General features: G+C 71.9%; 17 protein-coding genes. 4 read left to right on the top strand and 13 right to left on the bottom strand.

The annotated features are described in order from the left end of the window. Window positions 1–2: 2 nt before the first annotated feature. The 10 genes from ACHBTE_RS19755 to glyA all read right to left on the bottom strand — a co-directional run bounded on the left by ACHBTE_RS19755 (window position 3) and on the right by glyA (window position 12,625). Window positions 3–1,214 (bottom strand): glutamate--cysteine ligase, encoded by a 1,212-nt coding sequence (locus ACHBTE_RS19755; RefSeq protein ID WP_394725386.1) that lies wholly within the window; start codon window positions 1,212–1,214, stop codon window positions 3–5. 168 nt (window positions 1,215–1,382) lie between these two features. Beyond that, on the bottom strand, window positions 1,383–2,477 hold the full coding sequence (locus tag ACHBTE_RS19750; protein WP_394725289.1) for a glutamate--cysteine ligase: 1,095 nt from the start codon (window positions 2,475–2,477) through the stop codon (window positions 1,383–1,385). Between the two features lie 422 nt (window positions 2,478–2,899). Beyond that, a complete protein-coding gene (locus ACHBTE_RS19745; RefSeq protein WP_394725288.1) occupies window positions 2,900–4,054 on the bottom strand; it encodes an aromatic acid exporter family protein in 1,155 nt (384 codons plus the stop codon). Window positions 4,055–4,116: 62 nt separating this feature from the next. After that, the gene (locus ACHBTE_RS19740; RefSeq protein WP_394725287.1) at window positions 4,117–5,328 is read right to left on the bottom strand and encodes a serine hydrolase domain-containing protein; all 1,212 of its coding nucleotides are present in this window, start codon (window positions 5,326–5,328) and stop codon (window positions 4,117–4,119) included. Window positions 5,329–5,453: 125 nt separating this feature from the next. After that, on the bottom strand, window positions 5,454–6,326 hold the full coding sequence (purU, locus tag ACHBTE_RS19735; protein WP_394725286.1) for a formyltetrahydrofolate deformylase: 873 nt from the start codon (window positions 6,324–6,326) through the stop codon (window positions 5,454–5,456). Beyond that, the gene (locus tag ACHBTE_RS19730) at window positions 6,326–6,946 is read right to left on the bottom strand and encodes a sarcosine oxidase subunit gamma (protein WP_394725284.1); all 621 of its coding nucleotides are present in this window, start codon (window positions 6,944–6,946) and stop codon (window positions 6,326–6,328) included. Before ACHBTE_RS19730 ends, purU begins: the two co-directional genes overlap by 1 nt. Next, on the bottom strand, window positions 6,939–9,767 hold the full coding sequence (locus ACHBTE_RS19725) for a sarcosine oxidase subunit alpha family protein (RefSeq protein ID WP_394725282.1): 2,829 nt from the start codon (window positions 9,765–9,767) through the stop codon (window positions 6,939–6,941). Before ACHBTE_RS19725 ends, ACHBTE_RS19730 begins: the two co-directional genes overlap by 8 nt. Then, window positions 9,764–10,060: a sarcosine oxidase subunit delta gene (locus ACHBTE_RS19720; protein WP_394725281.1), complete on the bottom strand. Its 297-nt coding sequence runs from the start codon at window positions 10,058–10,060 to the stop codon at window positions 9,764–9,766. The genes ACHBTE_RS19725 and ACHBTE_RS19720 overlap by 4 nt, the downstream gene beginning before the upstream one ends. A gap of 34 nt (window positions 10,061–10,094) precedes the next feature. After that, window positions 10,095–11,315 carry a sarcosine oxidase subunit beta family protein gene (locus ACHBTE_RS19715; RefSeq protein WP_394725279.1) on the bottom strand — a complete coding sequence of 407 codons (1,221 nt, stop codon included), beginning with the start codon at window positions 11,313–11,315 and terminating at the stop codon, window positions 10,095–10,097. Next, complete coding sequence (gene glyA, locus ACHBTE_RS19710) at window positions 11,312–12,625, bottom strand: serine hydroxymethyltransferase (RefSeq protein ID WP_394725278.1); 1,314 nt, start codon at window positions 12,623–12,625, stop codon at window positions 11,312–11,314. The genes ACHBTE_RS19715 and glyA overlap by 4 nt, the downstream gene beginning before the upstream one ends. A 95-nt stretch (window positions 12,626–12,720) precedes the next feature. On the opposite strand from glyA, the gene ACHBTE_RS19705 reads away from it, so the two are divergent. After that, window positions 12,721–13,386, top strand: coding sequence for a GntR family transcriptional regulator (locus ACHBTE_RS19705; protein ID WP_394725277.1), 666 nt, complete (start codon window positions 12,721–12,723; stop codon window positions 13,384–13,386). A gap of 25 nt (window positions 13,387–13,411) precedes the next feature. Here ACHBTE_RS19705 and ACHBTE_RS19700 read toward each other — a convergent pair whose 3' ends face one another. From ACHBTE_RS19700 to ACHBTE_RS19690, 3 genes are all read right to left on the bottom strand, one after another. Continuing rightward, complete coding sequence (locus ACHBTE_RS19700; protein WP_394725275.1) at window positions 13,412–14,164, bottom strand: VC0807 family protein; 753 nt, start codon at window positions 14,162–14,164, stop codon at window positions 13,412–13,414. A gap of 69 nt (window positions 14,165–14,233) precedes the next feature. After that, a complete protein-coding gene (locus tag ACHBTE_RS19695; RefSeq protein WP_394725273.1) occupies window positions 14,234–14,743 on the bottom strand; it encodes a flavin reductase family protein in 510 nt (169 codons plus the stop codon). A gap of 28 nt (window positions 14,744–14,771) precedes the next feature. Continuing rightward, window positions 14,772–15,737, bottom strand: coding sequence for a pirin family protein (locus ACHBTE_RS19690; RefSeq protein WP_394725272.1), 966 nt, complete (start codon window positions 15,735–15,737; stop codon window positions 14,772–14,774). Window positions 15,738–15,850: 113 nt separating this feature from the next. On the opposite strand from ACHBTE_RS19690, the gene ACHBTE_RS19685 reads away from it, so the two are divergent. The 3 genes from ACHBTE_RS19685 to ACHBTE_RS19675 all read left to right on the top strand — a co-directional run bounded on the left by ACHBTE_RS19685 (window position 15,851) and on the right by ACHBTE_RS19675 (window position 17,296). Further along, the gene (locus ACHBTE_RS19685) at window positions 15,851–16,342 is read left to right on the top strand and encodes a MarR family winged helix-turn-helix transcriptional regulator (protein ID WP_394725271.1); all 492 of its coding nucleotides are present in this window, start codon (window positions 15,851–15,853) and stop codon (window positions 16,340–16,342) included. Beyond that, window positions 16,339–16,881 (top strand): MarR family winged helix-turn-helix transcriptional regulator, encoded by a 543-nt coding sequence (locus ACHBTE_RS19680; protein WP_394725269.1) that lies wholly within the window; start codon window positions 16,339–16,341, stop codon window positions 16,879–16,881. Before ACHBTE_RS19685 ends, ACHBTE_RS19680 begins: the two co-directional genes overlap by 4 nt. 67 nt (window positions 16,882–16,948) lie before the next feature. Continuing rightward, a complete protein-coding gene (locus ACHBTE_RS19675; protein ID WP_394725268.1) occupies window positions 16,949–17,296 on the top strand; it encodes a tetratricopeptide repeat protein in 348 nt (115 codons plus the stop codon). The last annotated feature ends 70 nt before the right edge of the window (window positions 17,297–17,366 follow it).

The following is a 17,366-nucleotide window of genomic DNA, read 5'->3' as shown; positions in this document are numbered from 1 at the left end:
ACTCAGGGCGGCGGCGACTGTCCGTGTCGGCGCAGTGCGCCGACCGCCGACCGGGGGTCGGCGAAGCTGGGGGAACCGTCCGCGACGACGGCGGGGGCACTCCTGCGCTCGAAGGACACGGCCTTGCGGTCCGCGCGTTCGCCGCGGGTCTCGGCGATCAGCATGTCGACGCAGCCCAGCAGGTCCTCCCGCCGTGCCGTGCGGCGCATGCGATGGGCGGCGCTGCCGTCCGCGAGGGCCGCCTCGGCCAGCGTCCGGACGGTCCGCCAGTCTCCCTGGGCCTTCAGCGCGGGCCGCAGCCGGAGGAGCATCCTGCGCACGACCCGGGGCGCGGGGGCCTCCCGACGGGTCTCGGGGTCGACGAGCGTGCCCTCCAGCCCCGACCGGGCGGCACGCCAGGACGCGCCGCGCAGCCACTCGTGCCGGCCGCCGCAGGCCGGGGTTTCTCCCCTGTGCAGCCGTTCGAGTGCCTCGGCCACCAGGGCGCGGAAGAGTCCGGCGATGAGGACGACGGTCTCGGGGCGCGGACAGGCGTCGCACGTCCGCAGCTCCAGCGTCGGCAGATGGGCCGACGGACGGACGTCGTAGTAGATCATTCCCGGGTCGCTGATGACGCCGGACTGTACGAAGTCGTCGACCGCCGCGTCGTACTCGGCCGCGCCGGAGTAGCAGCCGACCGGGCCCGCGGTGGGCCAGCGCTGCCACAGCATGGTGCGCCAGCTCGCGTATCCCGTGTCGGCGCCCTGCCAGAACGGGGAGCTGGCGGAGAGGGCCAGGAGGACGGGCAGCCAAGGCGAGACCTCGCACATGGCGCGTACGGCGGTGTCGCGGTCGGGGACGTCGACATGGACCTGGGCGCCGCAGATGAGCTGCTCGTCGGCGACCTTGCGGTATTCGTCGGCCATGTGGCGGTAGCGGGGGTCCGCGGTGAGGTTCGCCGCCGCGGCGGGGGCCAGGGGTGCGGTACCGGCGGCCACCGCGGCCAGTCCCAGGGAGGAGGCCGCCGCGTCGAGCCGGCGGCGCGTGCCGGTGAGGTCGTCGTACAGGTCGCGCAGGGACGTGTGCACGGCGCTGTTGGACTCCACCGTGCACTGATGCAGTTCGGTCTGGAAGCTCCGGCTGGGAACCCGCCGCAGGATCGCGTCGGCCCGTGGTACGAGCAGACCGCTCTCCACCTCGAGGATGTGGAACTCCTCCTCCACTCCGATACGCATGCTCACGTTCACTCCTAGGGGCCCGAACGCCGGCCGCGGGGTGGGGACGACCCGGTCCTGGGCGGAGGGGTCGGGATGTTGTGTGCCCTGAGTTCCCAGCCTTCGGAAAGGTAACCCTGCACTGCGCATATGAGACATAAGGTACTCATCTGAGCAGAATAATCCCCGTCACGGCATCGTGCTCTGGACGCCGATCAGGTCCGTCACCGCCCGCAGGCCCCCTGCGGCGAGGGCGGCCCGCTGCCGGTCGGCGCCCGTGCCGTGCTGGAGCAGCCGGTGGATCAAGGACGTGACCTGGCGGGTGTCCCCCGACGCGTCCAGAGCGGGACCGACGTGCCGCAGGAACTCGTACAGCACGTCACCGGCCCGCTGGAGCGCACCCCCGGGGTCGACCAGGGTGTCGCCGAGGCCATGACGGGCGGCATGCCACATGGTGGCCTGCAGCAGCTCCGGGGCGCGGTCGGGCGCGGGCACCCCGGCCCGCGACTGCGCGAGGGCGGTGTCCACCAGGGCCCGGGCGCTTCCGGCGAGCATGACCGCCTCGTCCACGCCGAGCTGTACGTCCATGCAGCGCACCTCGACGGCGGGTGCACCGGCCGACAGGCGGGCCTGCCAGTACAGCTGACCGGTGTCGGCGATCAGACCGGCGTCCATCAGCCCCTGCACGCGCTCGTCGTAGTCGTCGGCGTCCCGGAAGGTCGGCGGCATGCCGCTGACCGGCCACCGGCTGAAGACCACCGTGCGCCAGCTCGCGAAGCCGGTGTCGTGGCCGTCCCACAGCGGGGAGTTCGCGGACATGGCGGTGAGCGTCGGCAGCCAGACCCGGATGCGGTTCAGGGCCTGCACCCCCGCCTCCCGGTCGGGGACGGCGATGTGCACGTGCATGCCGTTGACCAGCTGCTCCGCCACCAGCTGCGGTGCCTGCGCGACCATGGCCCGGTAGCGGGCCTCGTCGGTGACGGCCACGGGGCGCCCGTGTCGCAGGGGTGACGTCCCGCCGGCCGCGAGCCGGGAGCCGTGCTCCTCGGCGGCCACGCCGACGGCGTGCCGCAGCCGCAGCAGATGACCCGCGACCTCCTCGAGGGTGTCGCACGCCGGTGCGGCCACCTCGATCTGGGCCTGGAGCAGCTCGTGGTGCACCTCCCGGTCGGCCACGAGACGCCCCACACCGGCCGCGGCGCGCACCTTGTCGGCCTGGGGCACGGGCAGGCCCGTGACCGGGTCGAGCAGCAGGTAGCCCTCTTCCACGCCGATCGTCGTCATCGACCACCTTCTGTTCCGCCCGGCTGCCGGCCGGGAGTCCCGGTACGCCAGTCCTTCAGCGATGGTCAGCTCGGCACGGGGCACGCTCGTGGACTCCCCGAGTGCCGCGGCCACCACCCGGCGAAACGCGGGCGGGAGGGGGAAGGCTCGGGAGGCGGGACCGGTGAGGGGCGGGCCCGGGAGCGTGGTGACCAGCGCAGGGGCGGGCTCGGGAGCGTGCGACCGGCGAGGGGCGGGCCCGGGAGCGTGCGCCCCACCGGCGAGCGGCCACGGACACGCCGACCCGGACACGACCGACCCGGACACGACCGACCCGGCGCGAGCGGGCCCACGGACACGCCGACGCGGACACGTGATCAGCGCCCCGATGACCGCCCTCTAGGGTCGCGGGTCCGCTGCCAAGGGCACGCGGCCGGGGGCGATCAGCGCCGGCCCAGCTGGTCGGCCAGGCGGCGGGCCTGGGTGAGGATCGTGCCGTAGGTGGCCAGGGCGTCGGGGTCGTCGGATATCGCGCGGGGCAGCTGTCGCCGCAGGTCGTCCAAGGCCCGGACCATGCCGTCGACCACGTCGTGCAGCTCCTCGTCGGCCCCGCGGTCCTGCCCTCCCGGGGCGAACCTGCTGCGGGTGTAGAGCCCGATGGCGCGGGCGCTGTTGTGCAGGAACTCGGCGTACGACTTGCCGACGTGCCGGCTCGGCCGTAGTCCCGCCCGGTCGTCGTCGCTGGCCTCCAGCACGGCCCGCGTGACGCCCGCGGTGTGGACGGCCACGTAGTCGAGGACGGTGACGGCGTCGTCGTAGTCCTGGCCGGGAGGCGAGCCGACGCGGCTGCGGCGGCGGGGGTTGACGCGCAGGCTCTCCCGGCTCCAGCCGACCGCGGCCCGGGCCTGGTCCACCAGTCGGCACAGCCGCAGCGCGCGTTCGTGCAGGGCGTCGGCGGTGTGGGCGTCCCACTCGTCGGCGGCCAGCCCGTCGGCCACCTTCTCCAGGATCTCCTGCGCCTCGTCGGCCGCGTCCTCCAGTGCGGCGCGGGTGCTGCGCAGGTAGACCGGGGGCCGGATCAGCCCGTTGACGGCGATGCCGACCACCGCGCCGAACACGGCCTCCGCGATCCGGGCGGCCGAGGCCGTGACGCTGATCGGGCCCATGGTCAGGACGAACAGGGCGCCGGTGGCCGCGTAGACACCCTGGCTGCCCAGGCGCTGCCAGCTGCCCAGCAGCACGACGGCCGGCAGCACCAGGGCCATCGCCACCGACGGGGAGTCCAGCAGCAGCGCGACGCCGGTGGCCACCACCGTTCCGGTGGCGATGGCCGCCAGCTGTTGCAGACCGTGCGCGATCGACCGGTACACCGTCGACTCCACCAGCACGATCGCCACCCATGGCGCGACGAACGCCATCGGCGCCTTCAGCCACCAGCCGGCCACCGCCCACGCGATGCACGCCGCCAGCGCCGCCTTGCAGGACTGCATCACCAGATCCCGCTCACGTCCCGGCTCGGCCCATGCCCGCCGGGCGGCCTCACCGGCGGCCCGGCCCCAGCGGCGCGAACCCAGCGCCGCCTCTCGTATCACCTGCATGCCAAGCCAAGTGCCACGTCAGCGCCGATGAATTCCGCTCACCACCGACCGACCTGGATCTTTTACCCCTGAGACGTGACATCGGCCGGTGCGGAGGGCCTGCCCTTCGAGGACGAGGCCGTCCCGCAGAACTCCGCTTCGATGACGTTCACGTAGAGCGAGCCGTCCCGAAGCCAGTCGCCGTTGATGTTGAACGTCAGCCGGTGCCTGCCGTCGAGCGTGCCGACCATCGCGGACAGGGAGCCGTTCGTACGGCCGCTCTTGCCCACGATCCGCACGCCGCAGGACAGCCGCGCGAACTCGACCCCGAGCCCGTAACCGAGCCCCTCACCCGCCGGGACCTCGGTGAGCATCTCCTTCAGCTGCGCCCGGGGCAGCAACTTCCCCCGCAACAAGGCATGTTGGAAGCGGTTGAGGTCGCCGCTGGTGGAGATGACGTCGCCGGCCGCGCCCAGCCAGGTCATGTTCTGCTCGGTGGCGTCGTGGACGGGTGCGTCGGGAGCGTCCTGGTGGAGCCGGGAGTAGCCGACGGGGTGCGGTTTCGGCATGTGGGGCGAGGTACCGGGGAACGACGTTCCGCGCAGCTTCAGCGGCCGGACGATGCGGCGGGTGATCTCCTGCGCGTACGAGCGGCCCGTCACCTTCTCGATGACCATCCCGGCGACCACGTAATTGGTGTTCGAATACGAGGGGGACTTCTCCGGGTCGGGCAGCGGCGGGTGCTTCAGTGCCGTCGCCACGAGTTCCTCGGGTGTGTGGGTGTCGTACCGGTGCTCGGGGAAGCCGGGACCGGCGGCGCCGTGGATGAACTCCGGGTCGTCGGTGTAGTCGGCGATGCCGCTGGTGTGGTTGAGGAGCCGGCGCAGGGTGACCTCGCGTCCGTCGTAGCCGTTGCCGCGCAGCAGGCCGGGCAGCCATGTCTCGACCGTGTCGTCCAGGCTCAGTCGCCCTTCCGCCTCCAGCTGGAGCAGGACGGTCGCCACGAAGGTCTTGGTGATGCTGGCCCCGCGGAAGTGATCGCCGGGCGAGCGCTGACGGCCCGTGTCGCTGTCCGCGTGCCCGGCAGCCGCGAACCAGGTCCCCCTGGAGTCGACCGCCTCGGCCGCGGCCCCCGGTAAGCCGCCCTTGTCGATCAGGTCGTGCAGGGCGGCACGGGTCGCCTCGTGGTCACGCTGCGGCTGAGCCGCGTGTGCGGACGAGGTGAGTGCCGTGCCCGTCACGGACAACGCCGCCGCCAGTGCGCACACGACGGTGCGCGCGGCCCTCTGTTTCATCGGGTCTCCGCCTCCCTGTCACCGGAGGGGCAGAGCTGCCCCTCCGGTGCGAAAGGACGCCAACGCGACGGCCCGGGTTGATCGTTGAGGTCGGCCACCCCACGTGCCGTCCATGGCACGGCCGGTCAGCGGAGCACCACCGTGCGCCTCCCCTGCACGAACACCCGGCCCTCGCAGTGCCAGCGGACCGCTCGGGCCAGGGCCGCCGACTCCGCGTCGCGGCCGATCGCGGCGAGGTCGTCGGGGGTGTGGCTGTGGTCGACGTCGATGACCTCCTGGGCGATGATCGGGCCCTCGTCGAGGTCGACGGTGACGTAGTGGGCCGTCGCGCCGACGAGTTTGACGCCGCGCTCATGAGCCTGGTGGTAGGGCTTCGCGCCCTTGAAGCTCGGCAGGAACGAGTGATGGATGTTGATCATGCGGCCGGCCAGCCGGGTGCACAGGCCGTCGGAGAGCACCTGCATGTAGCGCGCCAGCACCACCAGGTCGACGTCGAAGGTGTCGACGATCTCCAGCAGCCGGGCCTCCGCCTCGGGCTTGGTCGCGGCGGTGACCGGCACATGGAAGAACGGGATGTCGTGCCATTTGACGAGCTCCTCGTGGTCGCGATGGTTGGAGACCACCGCGACCACGTCGACGGGCAGGTCACCGCTGCGGGTACGGAAGAGCAGGTCGTTGAGGCAGTGGCCGTAGCGGGACACCATGACCAGGACCCGGCGCCGGGTGCTGACGGGTTCGAGGTGCCACCGCATGGCGAAGGGGGCGGCCACCGCGGCGAAGTCGCGGCGCAGAATCCGCGTGCCGTTGCCGTTGCCGTTGCCGTCGTCTGTGGTGGTGAAGCGGACGCGCATGAAGAAGTGTCCGTCGCGGCGGTCGCCGAACTGCTGGTTGTCGAGGATGTCACTGCCGTGGTCCAGCAGGAATCGTGAGACGGCATGGACGATGCCGGGCGACTCGGGGCAGTCGAGGGTGAGTACGTGCTCGGCGGGCGTTCGCATCAGGGCACCTCCGGTCCGTCGAACTCGCCCATCGCGTCGATGAGCCAGCGCCCCAGGTAGTCGGCGAACGAGGAGCGGGGGAAGAGCCGGTACGTCGGCGTCTCGTCGACCTGCCAGAGCAGTACGGCGACGGGGCCCACCGTGGTCGACACCGCTCTGCCGGGACCGAAGGACCGGGGATGCAGGTCCAGTGGGCAGCCCTTCTCCAGCACCTGCCGGGCGGCCGGTCCGCTCAGCTCCAGGGTGGTGCGGTTCGCGGAGACGTCCACGACGGAGCCCGGCTCGGCACCGAGTGCCGCGCGCAACTCGGCGGTCATGGCGGCCGGTTCGGCCCGGGACACTACGAGCCACTCGTCGGGGCCCAGCCATACGACCGTGTGCCCGCCGGCCGTGGCGGTGTCACCGCAACGCCGCGGGAGAGGTGCGCCCAGGGCGCTCTCGATACGCCGGGCCGCTTCGGACGCCGGGTCGACGCGCAGGCCGGCCATGGTGAGGAACGGCCACTCGGTGAGTGCGACGCCACGCGCGCCGGTGACCGTCGCCGCCCGCATCCGCTCCGCCAGGTGCGCCAACGGGCTCACCCGTGCGTTCTCCCGTACTTCGATCGTCGGCTCAGCCATCGCGCCTGGTCCCTTCGGGGTCGTAGAGGACGAGGTCGGCCACCTCGACGGGCACCAGGTCCTCGCCCACCGGGGCGAGCAGGGTCTCGCCGATCCTTGCCCGTCCGTCGGCGACGAGGGCGAGGGCGAAGGGGCGGCCGAGTGCCGGGCTGTGGTAGCTGGAGGTGACATGGCCGAGCATCGGCACCGGCCCGGCCTCGGGGGTGATCGGCACGCCGGGCGCGACGAGTTGGGTGCCCTCGGGCAGCCGGGTCGTGCGGTCGCTCGGCAGCAGGCCGACGAGTTGCTTGCGGTCGGAGCGGGCGGTGTCGGCGCGGGAGTGGGACCGCTTGCCGATGAAGTCCTTCTGTCTGGACACCGCCCAGGACATGCCCGCGTCCTGCGGGGTGACGGTGCCGTCGGTGTCCTGGCCGACGATGATGTAGCCCTTCTCGGCCCGCAGGACATGCATGGTCTCGGTGCCGTACGGGGTGATGCCGTACGGCTGCCCCGCCTCGTGCACCTGCTCCCAGACGGTGCGGCCGTACCAGGCGCAGACGTTGATCTCGTAGGCGAGTTCACCGGAGAAGGAGATCCGGCAGATGCGGGCGGGGATGCCGGAGGCGAGCGTGGTCTCGCGGAAGGCCATGAAGCCGAACGCCTCGGCCGACAGGTCGACGCCGGGCGCGAGCCGGGCCACGACCTGGCGGGACTTCGGGCCGACGACCGCGATGGTCGCCCACTGCTCGGTCACCGAGGTGCAGTACACGTCGAGTTCGGGCCACTCGGTCTGGAGCCACTCCTCCAGCCAGTCCAGTACGGCGGCGGCGCCACCGGTCGTGGTGGTCATGAAGTAGCGGTCGTCGTCGAGGCGCAGGGTCACCCCGTCGTCGAAGATCATGCCGTCCGGCTTGCACATCACGCCGTAGCGGGCCGTGCCGGGCTTCAGCTTCTTGAAGGGGCCTGTGTAGATCCGGTTGAGGAACTCGCCCGCGTCCGCACCCCGGATCTCGATCTTGCCCAGGGTGGAGGCGTCCATGAACGCCACCCCCTCCCGTGCGGCACGGCACTCGCGGGCCACGGCGGTGTCCATGTCCTCGCCGGGCCGGGGGTAGTACCAGGGGCGCTTCCACTGTCCGACGTCCTCGAACCGTGCGCCGTGCGCCACATGCCAGCCGTGGATCGACGTGGTCCGCTCCGGGTCGAACAGTTCGCCGCGCTCCCGTCCGGCGAGGGCCGCGAAGGCGATCGGCGTGTAGGGCGCCCGGTAGGCCGTGGTGCCGAGCTCCCCAAGGGAGGCACCTTCGCCGAGGACTTCGGCGATGACACCGATCGCGTTGACGCCGGACGTCCTGCCCTGGTCGTTCGCCGTGCCGAGCGAGGTGTAGCGCTTGATGTGCTCCACCCCGCGCAGACCTGCGCCGGTGGAGCGCCGGACGTCGGCGACCGTGACATCGCGCTGGAGGTCGACGAAATGGGTGTCCCAGCCGTCGTCGGCTCCCGGCACCAGCCACAGGGCGCGCGTCGGGCCGGGCGCGGGCCGCGTGATCTCTGCCGGTACGGCGACCGGGAACCCGGCCCGCGTCGCGGCCACCGCACCTGCCCGCGCCCCCTCGGCCAGGCAGGCGTCGGGGTCGTACGTCCCGCGCGCCGCACCCACGACCTGCTGGTCCCGTACGGCCCCGTCGGGCACGAAGGCGACCAGCTCGGCGTCCCACCGCAGCCGTCCCTGACGCTGGCTGTGGAGATGGACGACGGGGCTCCAGCCGCCCGAGACGGCGAGGAGGTCGCAGTCGAAACGGTCCGGTTCCCCGGTGAGCCGGCCGTCGGCGTCGAGGCCCTGGACGGTGACGCCGGTGATCCGGTGGTCGCCCGAGGTGTCCACCACCGCGCTGCCGGTCAGCACCCGCACGCCGGTCGCGGCGGCGATCTCGGCGGCCCGGCCGGACAGTTCGGCACGCGCGTCCACGACCGCGGCCACCGTGACGCCCGCGGCGTGCAGGGCGGCGACCGTGTCGTAGGCGCTGTCGTTGGTCGTGCTCACCACGGCCCGCGAACCCGGCGCCACGGCATACCGGTCGAGGTAGGTGCGCACGGCCCCGGCGAGCATCACCCCGGGCCGGTCGTTCCCGGCGAAGACCAGCGGACGCTCGTGCGCGCCGGTCGCCAGGATCACCTGGCGGGCGCGGATGTGCCACAGCCGTTGCCGGGAGACGCCTTCGGGGGCGTCGGCGCCGAGGTGGTCGGTGCGGCGTTGCAGCGCCAGCACGTAGTTGTCGTCGTACGACCCGAAGGCCGTGGTGCGGTGCAGGACGACGGCCTCGGGGGCGGCGTCGAGCGCCGCGCGCAACTCGGTCTCCCGCTCTCCGGCGCCGTGCTCGGGCTGCTCGTCGACGAGGATCACACGGGCGCCCGAGCCGGCGGCGACCGCGGCGGCCGAGAGTCCGGCCGGTCCGGCGCCGACGACCAGGACGTCGGTGTGCGCGTACTTCTTGTCGTGGACGGCGGGGTCGGGGGCCGGATCCAGCCGGCCCATCCCGGAGAGCGTGGTGGCGGACAGGCCGTCGTACAGCTCCACGGTCGTGGCCGGGAGCATGCCCTCCGCGCACGGACCGTCCAGCTGGACAAGGGCGTTGGGCTCCTCGACGCCCGCGGCGACGACGCCGCGCGGGCGGCCGCGGTAGAGCGAGGGCGCCACCTCGATGAGGCCGCCCGCGAGCATCGCGGAGGCGAGGGTGTCTCCGGGGTGCCCGGTCAGCTCCCGTCCGTCGACGGTGAACCGCAGCACGGTGGAGCGGTCGATACGGCCGCCGCGCGGGAGCCGGAAGTGCTGGTCGGTCATCGGTTCCCTCCGGACTGGGGCAGTTCGGGGCGGGGCTCGTCCAGCCGGTAGGAGGCCAGCACCTCATGGGTGGCGGTGTCGCGCAGGACGTTGAACCAGCGGCGGCAGCCGGTGCTGTGCACCCACCGCTCGGCGAAGGGGCCCTTGGGGTTGTCGCGGTAGAAGACGTAGTGGGCCCACTGTTCGTCGGTGAGGTCCATGGGGTTCTCGGGGTGGGGGACATGGGCCTGTCCGCCGTAGTGGTACTCGGTCTCGTCGCGCGGACCGCACCAGGGGCAGCTGATCAGCAGCACGGTGTCCTTCTCTCGACTGGCCTTCGGCGGTCTTTCAGTGGGCCACGGCTGCCGCGCCGTGTTCGTCGATCAACGCGCCCGTCGTGAAGCGTTCGAGGGCGAAAGGGGCGTTCAGCGGATGCGGCTCGCCGGTGGCGATGGTGTGGGCGAAGGTCCAGCCGGCGGCCGGGGTCGCCTTGAAGCCGCCGGTGCCCCAGCCGCAGTTGACGTAGAGGTTCTCGACGGGTGTGCGGCCGATGATCGGGGAGGCGTCCGGGGTGACGTCGACGATGCCGCCCCAGGTGCGCAGCACATGGGCCCGGGCGAAGACCGGGAACAGTTCGACGGCGGCGGCCATCTGACGCTCGATCACATGGAAGGAGCCGCGCTGCCCGTAGCCGTTGTAGGAGTCGACACCGGCGCCCATCACCAGCTCGCCCTTGTGGGCCTGGGAGACGTAGACGTGCACGTGGTTCGACATGACGACCGTCGGATGGACCGGTTCGTGCAGCTCGGAGACCAGGGCCTGGAGGGGGTGGGACTGCACGGGAAGCCGTACGCCCGCACGCTCGGCCAGCACACTGCTGTGCCCGGCAGCCGCGAGACCGACCCGCCCGGCGTGGATGCGGCCCCGGTTCGTCTCGACACCCACCACCCGGTCGCCGTCCTTGAGGAAGCCGGTGACCTCGCAGCCCTGGATGAGGTCCACGCCCAGCGCGTCGGCCCGGCGGGCCAGAGCCCAGGCGACATGGTCGTGCTTGGCGATGCCGGCGCGGGGCTGGAAGGTCGCGCCGAGGACCGGATAGCGGGTGCGGGGCGAGACGTTGAGGATGGGGCAGACCTTGGCGACCTCGTCCGGCTCCAGCCACTCGGCGTCGACGCCGTTGAGCCGGTTGGCGCCCACGCGGCGCATGCCCTCCCGGACGTCCTGGAGGGTGTGCGCGAGGTTGAGGACGCCGCGCTGGCTGAACAGGAAGTCGTAGTCCAGCTCCTCGGGGAGCCCCTCCCACAGCTTGAGGGCGTGCTCGTAGATGGCCGCGCTCTCGTCCCAGAGGTAGTTGGAGCGGATGATCGTGGTGTTGCGGGCCATGTTGCCGCCGGCCAGCCAGCCCTTCTCCAGGACGGCGACGTCGGTGATGCCGTGGTTCTTGGCGAGGTAGTAGGCGGTGGCGAGGCCGTGGCCGCCCGCGCCCACGACGACGACCTCGTAGGAGGAGCGCGGCTCGGGGTTGCGCCAGAGGAAGTCCGGGTGCTCCGGCAGCGGCTGTGCGGTCATGCCGCGTCTCCGTTCGGGTGGGGCCGGCGGGGCAGATGGGGGTAGAGGGGGAAGGCGGCGGCGAGTTTCCCGACCCGGGCGCGCAGGTCGTCGTCGGGCGCCTCGCCCTTGAGGGCCTCGGCGATGACGTCGGCCACCTCGCGGAACTCCGCGTCACCGAAGCCGCGGGTGGCCAGTGCCGGGGTGCCGATGCGCAGCCCGGAGGACACCATGGGCGGCCGGGGGTCGAACGGCACCGCGTTGCGGTTGACGGTGATGCCGATGCGATGCAGCCGGTCCTCGGCCTGCTGTCCGTCGAGGGCGGACCTGCGCAGGTCGACGAGGACCAGATGGACCTCCGTGCCCCCGGTCAGCACGGTGATCCCGGCCTCGGCCACGTCGTCCGCGAGCAGCCGTCCGGCGAGGATGCGGGCGCCGTGCAGGGTCCGCTGCTGGCGCTCCTTGAACTCCTCCCCCGCCGCGACCTTGAAGGCCACCGCCTTGGCCGCGACGACATGCTCCAGCGGGCCGCCCTGCTGGCCGGGGAAGACCGCTGAGTTGATCTTCTTCGCGAGGCCGGCCCGGCTGAGGATCACCCCGCCGCGGGGTCCGCCGAGGGTCTTGTGGGTGGTGGTCGTGACGACATCGGCGTACGGCACCGGGCTCGGGTGCAGCCCCGCGGCCACCAGGCCGGCGAAGTGCGCCATGTCCACCATCAGATACGCGCCCACCGCGTCCGCGATCCGCCGGAACTCGGCGAAGTCCAGCCGTCGGGGGTAGGCGGACCAGCCGGCGACGATCATCTTCGGCCGGTGCGCGAGGGCGAGCCGCTCGACCTCCTCCATGTCGATGCGCATGTCGGACTCGCGCACGTGGTACGGCACGGCGTCGTACAGCTTGCCGGAGTAGTTGATCCGCATGCCGTGGGTCAGATGCCCGCCGTGCGCGAGGTCGAGGCCGAGGATCGTGTCGCCGGGGTTCAGCAGCGCGAACATCGCCGCCGCGTTGGCCTGGGCACCCGAGTGCGGCTGCACGTTCGCGGCTTCGGCGCCGAACAGCTCCTTCACCCGGGCGATGGCCAACTGCTCGACGACGTCGACGTGTTCGCAGCCGCCGTAGTAGCGGCGGCCCGGATAGCCCTCGGCGTACTTGTTGGTCAGGACGGAGCCCTGGGCCTCCATGACGGCGGCCGGGGCGAAGTTCTCCGAGGCGATCATCTCGAGGGTGGACTGCTGGCGGTGCAGTTCGGCGTCGACCGCGGCGGCGACATCGGGGTCGAGCTCGCCGAGCGGGAGGCAGAGGGGCGAGGTGGGCGACGGGTTCGTTGCCATCTGTGCACCATCCTGGGAGCCGTCTAATGCGCAACTGATATATCAGACTGTGCGGTACGGTATGAGAGCTCGCCGGAGAGGTCAAGGGGGCATCCATGCAGCAGGCGGCTACCGAGCCCATCGGTGCGGAACCGACCCTCGCCGAGCGCGCCTACCGCGCCATCCGTGACCGGCTGGTCATGCTCGAGATCCGCCCGGGCGCACCGATCAACGAGGAGCAGCTGGGGCAGTCCCTCGGCGTGGGGCGGACCCCGGTGCGCGAGGCCCTCAAGCGGCTCCAGTACGAGCGGCTGATCACGACCTACCCGCGGCGCGGCACCTTCGCGACCGAGGTCAACATCACCGACCTGGCCCATATCTCCGAGGTACGGCAGGAGTTGGAGCCCCTGGCCGCGGCGCAGGCGGCGCGCCGCGCCACCGCCACGGACCGGGCGACGCTCACCGCCCTGCGCCAGGAGCTGGAGGGTGCGCAGTCCGGCCGGCAGCGGGCCACCGACCTCATGCACCTGGACCTCCAGGTGCACCGCGCGATCTACGCCGCCGCGCACAACCCGTATCTGGAGGACACCCTCGTCCGCCACGACAATCTGGCCACCCGCATCTGGTGCCTGTTCATCGACCGGCTGACCGACATGGCCGGTCATATCGAGGAACACGGCCCGCTGATCGACACGATCGTGGCCGGCGAGCCCGAGAAGGCGGCACGGCTCGCCCGCAGCCATGTCGAGGACTTCGAGCGAGCCATTCGCGCGGCCATCTGACGTCCTCGCGTGCGCGGCGTCCCTACTAGGCGGAGGCGACCTCGGACGTCTCCGCCTCCTGCTCCCGCTCCTGCTCCTGCGCGTGGTCCTGTGCCCGCTCCCGGGCTTTCGCCTCGGCGATGACCATCGCGGCCATCGGCCCGGCGCCCAGCGCACCGCCGACGAGGAGGCCCACGCCCAGGGCGACAACCATGATCACGTTGCCGGCCCACACCATGGTGTCGACCGGCAGGGCATACGCCCCCACCACGCGCACCACGCACTCCGCGAGCAGGACGACTCCCCACACCAGCGAGAACATCCGCTCGGCCCGCCGAAACCGCGCCGATCCGGCCCGGAGCCGCGCCCAGGCAGCCTCCCTCCCGGGGTCGCCCTTCAGCACCCAGGGCTTCATACCGGCGGTCATCATCGGCTTGCCGAGCAGCACGGAGGCGATGATCCCGATCCCGATCGTGCTGCTCAGCGCGCTGTCCTTGGCGATCATCAGCCGGGGGTCACCCGCCGCGAAGCCGAGCAGCAGCGACACGACGTTCACGACGAGGATGAGAGCCGGCAGCCCGTTGACCTCGCGTCCCTTCCACAGCCCCCACCCCGTCCGCACGGCCGGCACGACACCGCTCAGGCCGAGCGCCGTCAGGGTGCTCGTCCCGAAGCCGTTCTTCAGGAGGTAGTACGCCCCGAGCGGCAGCGCGACATCGATGAGCAGCGGCGCGAAGTCGCGGAGCGCGCCCCGCCTCCTGGTGGAACTCCCCTTGCCGGTCCCCGTGTCGGTCGTCATGGACCCAGCTTCGTGGGCGACGTGGGGTCACCGGTAGAAACGATCGTCCGGCCCTCGACGGGACAAATGTCAGCCCGAAGGCGGGTCCACCGGGTGGCCCGGCGAGATCGTACGGGCGTCGTCAAGGCGCAGCAGCGGCCCCTCGTGCGCCTCGCGCGCGCCGTGCCCACCGTGCGCGACCGGATCGAGGACGAATCCGACGTGGTCACCGCCGTCGACGCGCGTGACGATCCGGCCGATGAACCAGGCCGGCGCGTCGTGCAGGACGACAGCCCCGCCGTGCCCCTCCCACCAGCGGACCTGACCGAACTTGTCCTCCTGGTCTCCGGTGTGTCCGCCGAACAGCTCGGCCAGGGCGCGCTGTTCGCGCTCCAGCAGGTGCACGGCCAGGAACTCGGCCGCCCGTGCCACCCGGAAGGTGTGGTTGACCTCCGAGAGCCACACCACGAACCGCACAGGTCGAATGGAGCACTGCGAGGCGAACCCGACCAGGCAGCCCGCCCGCTCGCCGCCGGCCGTGGCCGTGACCACGCACATGTCGGGGTTCAGCCGCCCGATGAACTCGTCGATGTCCGCCATCTCCAGCCGCTCCCTACACCCGTGCGGGTCAGCGGACCCTGCCCCGTGGCTTCAGCGGAACCGGCGGCAGTTCCGGAGCGGGCAGCGGAGCCCCGTCGTACCCCTTCACCTCGCCGAATCGCGTGCCTTCCATCCAGTCCCGACGCGCCTGTTCGATCTCCTCCTGGGAGCGTCCGATCCAGTTCCAGAACATGATCAGCTCCTCCTCGAACGGTTCGCCGCCGAGGAGCATCAGGGCGGCGTCCGACTCGGCGCGCAGCGGGAGTTCGGGACGGCCGCAGCCGAGGTAGAGCATGGAGCCGGGCAGTACCTGGACGCCGTCCACGTGGGCCTCGCCGGACATGGCCAGGACGGCGTACTCGAAGTCCGGCTCCAGCGGGAGGCGTACGTCGGCGCCGCGTGAGAGGGCGAGGTCGGCGCCGACGATCGGGGTGTACGTCGTGCCGGGCGAGGTCGCGCCGTCCAGGCCGCCGAGGATCAGCGTGGCGCGCAGGCCCGGCGCTGTGACGACCGGCAGCTCGGCGTGGTGTTCGAACCGCGGGTCGGTGTGGCGGTGTCCGTCCGGGAGGGCGACCCACAGTTGGGCGCCGTGCAGGAAACGGGCGTGGGACTTCGGGCTCTCCTCGGAGTGGCTGATGGCCCGGCCGGAGGTCATCAGGCCCAGCTCGCGCGGGCGGATGGTCTGGAGGCTGCCCGTGGAGTCGCGGTGCAGCACCTCGCCCTCGTGCAGCCAGCTCACCGTCTGCAGTCCCATGTGCGGGTGCGGCGGCACCTGCATGCCGGGCTCCTCGGCGATGTCGTCGGGGCCGTAGTGATCGACGAAGCACCAGGCGCCGACCATGCGGCGGCCCAGGTTGGGCAGCAGACGCCGGACTTCGCTGGACTCGCCGAGCTTCACGTGGCGAGGGCTGAGAAGTTCACGTACGGGCTCCGCCACGACGAAACCACGGCCGCCGCAGACGGCGGGCGCGGCCTCGCGATCAAGATTGCTCATGACGCCCAAAGTAGCCCCGTCGGAGCCGCCGCGTCAGTCCGTCACTCGGGGCTGTCTCGATGCGATGCAAAAAATAGTAGCCATGGATATAGTAGCCATGTAATTTATTGGGCATGAGCAAGGGTTCCGAGAACGTCTCGCCCGGGTTTCTGGTGTGGCGTCTGTCGACGAAATGGCGGGTCGCGGTCGACCGCGCCGTCACCCCGCTGGGGCTCACCCACGCGCAGTACGCGCTGGTGGCCTCGCTGTACGGCATGCAGCGCCGCGGGGAGCGGCCCAGTCAGCGGCGTCTGGCCGACCACACCGGCCTGGAACCGCTGTACGTCTCCAAGCTGGCGCGCTCCCTGGAGTCGGCCGGGCTGCTCGAACGCACGCGGGACCCCCGCGACCCACGTGCGGTGCAGCTGGCCCTGACCGAAGCGGGCCGTGACCGGACCCGGCAGGCGATCGCTGTCGTCCAGGGCCTGCTGCAGCAGCTGCTCGCCCCGCTCGGCGGCCTGGACAGCGCGCGCACACGGGAGTTCACCCGCGAGTTGACGACCCTGCTCGACGCGCCTCTCGACCCGTTCGCCACCGACGACGAGCCCGACAAGGAGCAGTCATGACCAGCACCGAGCCAAGTACCGAGCGCAGCAACAAAATCAGCACCGAGCCGAGCACCGCCTCCGCCCCGACCGCCGCTCCCCCGCTCGGGCCCCGGGTCATAGCCCTGGCCCACTACGCGAGCCGGGCGCTGCTGGAGAACGTACTGGCCCGGCACGGCGCGACCTTCCAGCAGTCCGTCGCGCTCCGGCTGGTCGCCGTCGCCGAGGGACTACTCGAGCGCGACCGCCTCGTCGAGGGGGTCGTCGGTTCACTCAAGATCGACGCGGGGGACGTGCACCGTGTGATCGACGAGCTGATCGGCGCAGGGCTGCTCGCTCCCCAGGAGCCTTCCCGGGTGCGGATCACGGACGCCGGGCGGGAGCTGTACGAGACGACGAGCGCCGAGACCGCTCCCCTGACGGCCCGGATCTACGCCGGCCTCCCGGCGGAGGATCTGGCCGCCGCCGGTCGTGTGCTGAGCCTGATCACCGAGCGGGCGGACGCGGAGTTGGCTGCCCTGACCGCGACCCGCCCCGTGCCGCCGACCCCGATCAAGTAGCCGACCCGGCCAAGTAGTGGAATAGCGAACCACTCGGGTCCGTTGAGGGCCTCGAAGGAGGCCGGAAGTGGACATCATGTACTACGACCACGGAACACCCGCCGAGCGCTGGGAGCGCGCGCGGATGTTCTTCGACGCCAAGGATTTCGCCGCCGCCGCGCGCGTCCTCGGCAAGCTGGTCGAGGAGGTGCCGGCGCAGACCGGGCCGCGGCTGCTGCTGGCTCGCGCCTACTACCACTCGGCCCAGCTCCGGCGCGCGGAGAGCGAGTTGCGCATCATCGTCGAGAACGACCCCGTGGAGCAGTACGCCCGTCTGATGCTCGGCCGCACCCTTCAGCGGCAGGGGCGTCAGCAGGAGGCGGAGCGGCACATGCGCCTCGCCTCGGCGCTGGCGGGCGACTTCGAGCACCTCTGAGCGATCGGCCGGCCGCCCTCGGGCGGAAGTCGCCAGGGGCCCGATCCCCCCGGAACCGGGCCCCTGGAGT

Origin of the sequence: Streptomyces sp. M41 (assembly GCF_043673425.1) — a bacterium.
Taxonomy (GTDB): Bacteria; Actinomycetota; Actinomycetes; order Streptomycetales; family Streptomycetaceae; genus Streptomyces.
Note: the sequence above shows the minus strand (reverse complement) of the source record. Positions and strands in the feature narration are given on the sequence as shown.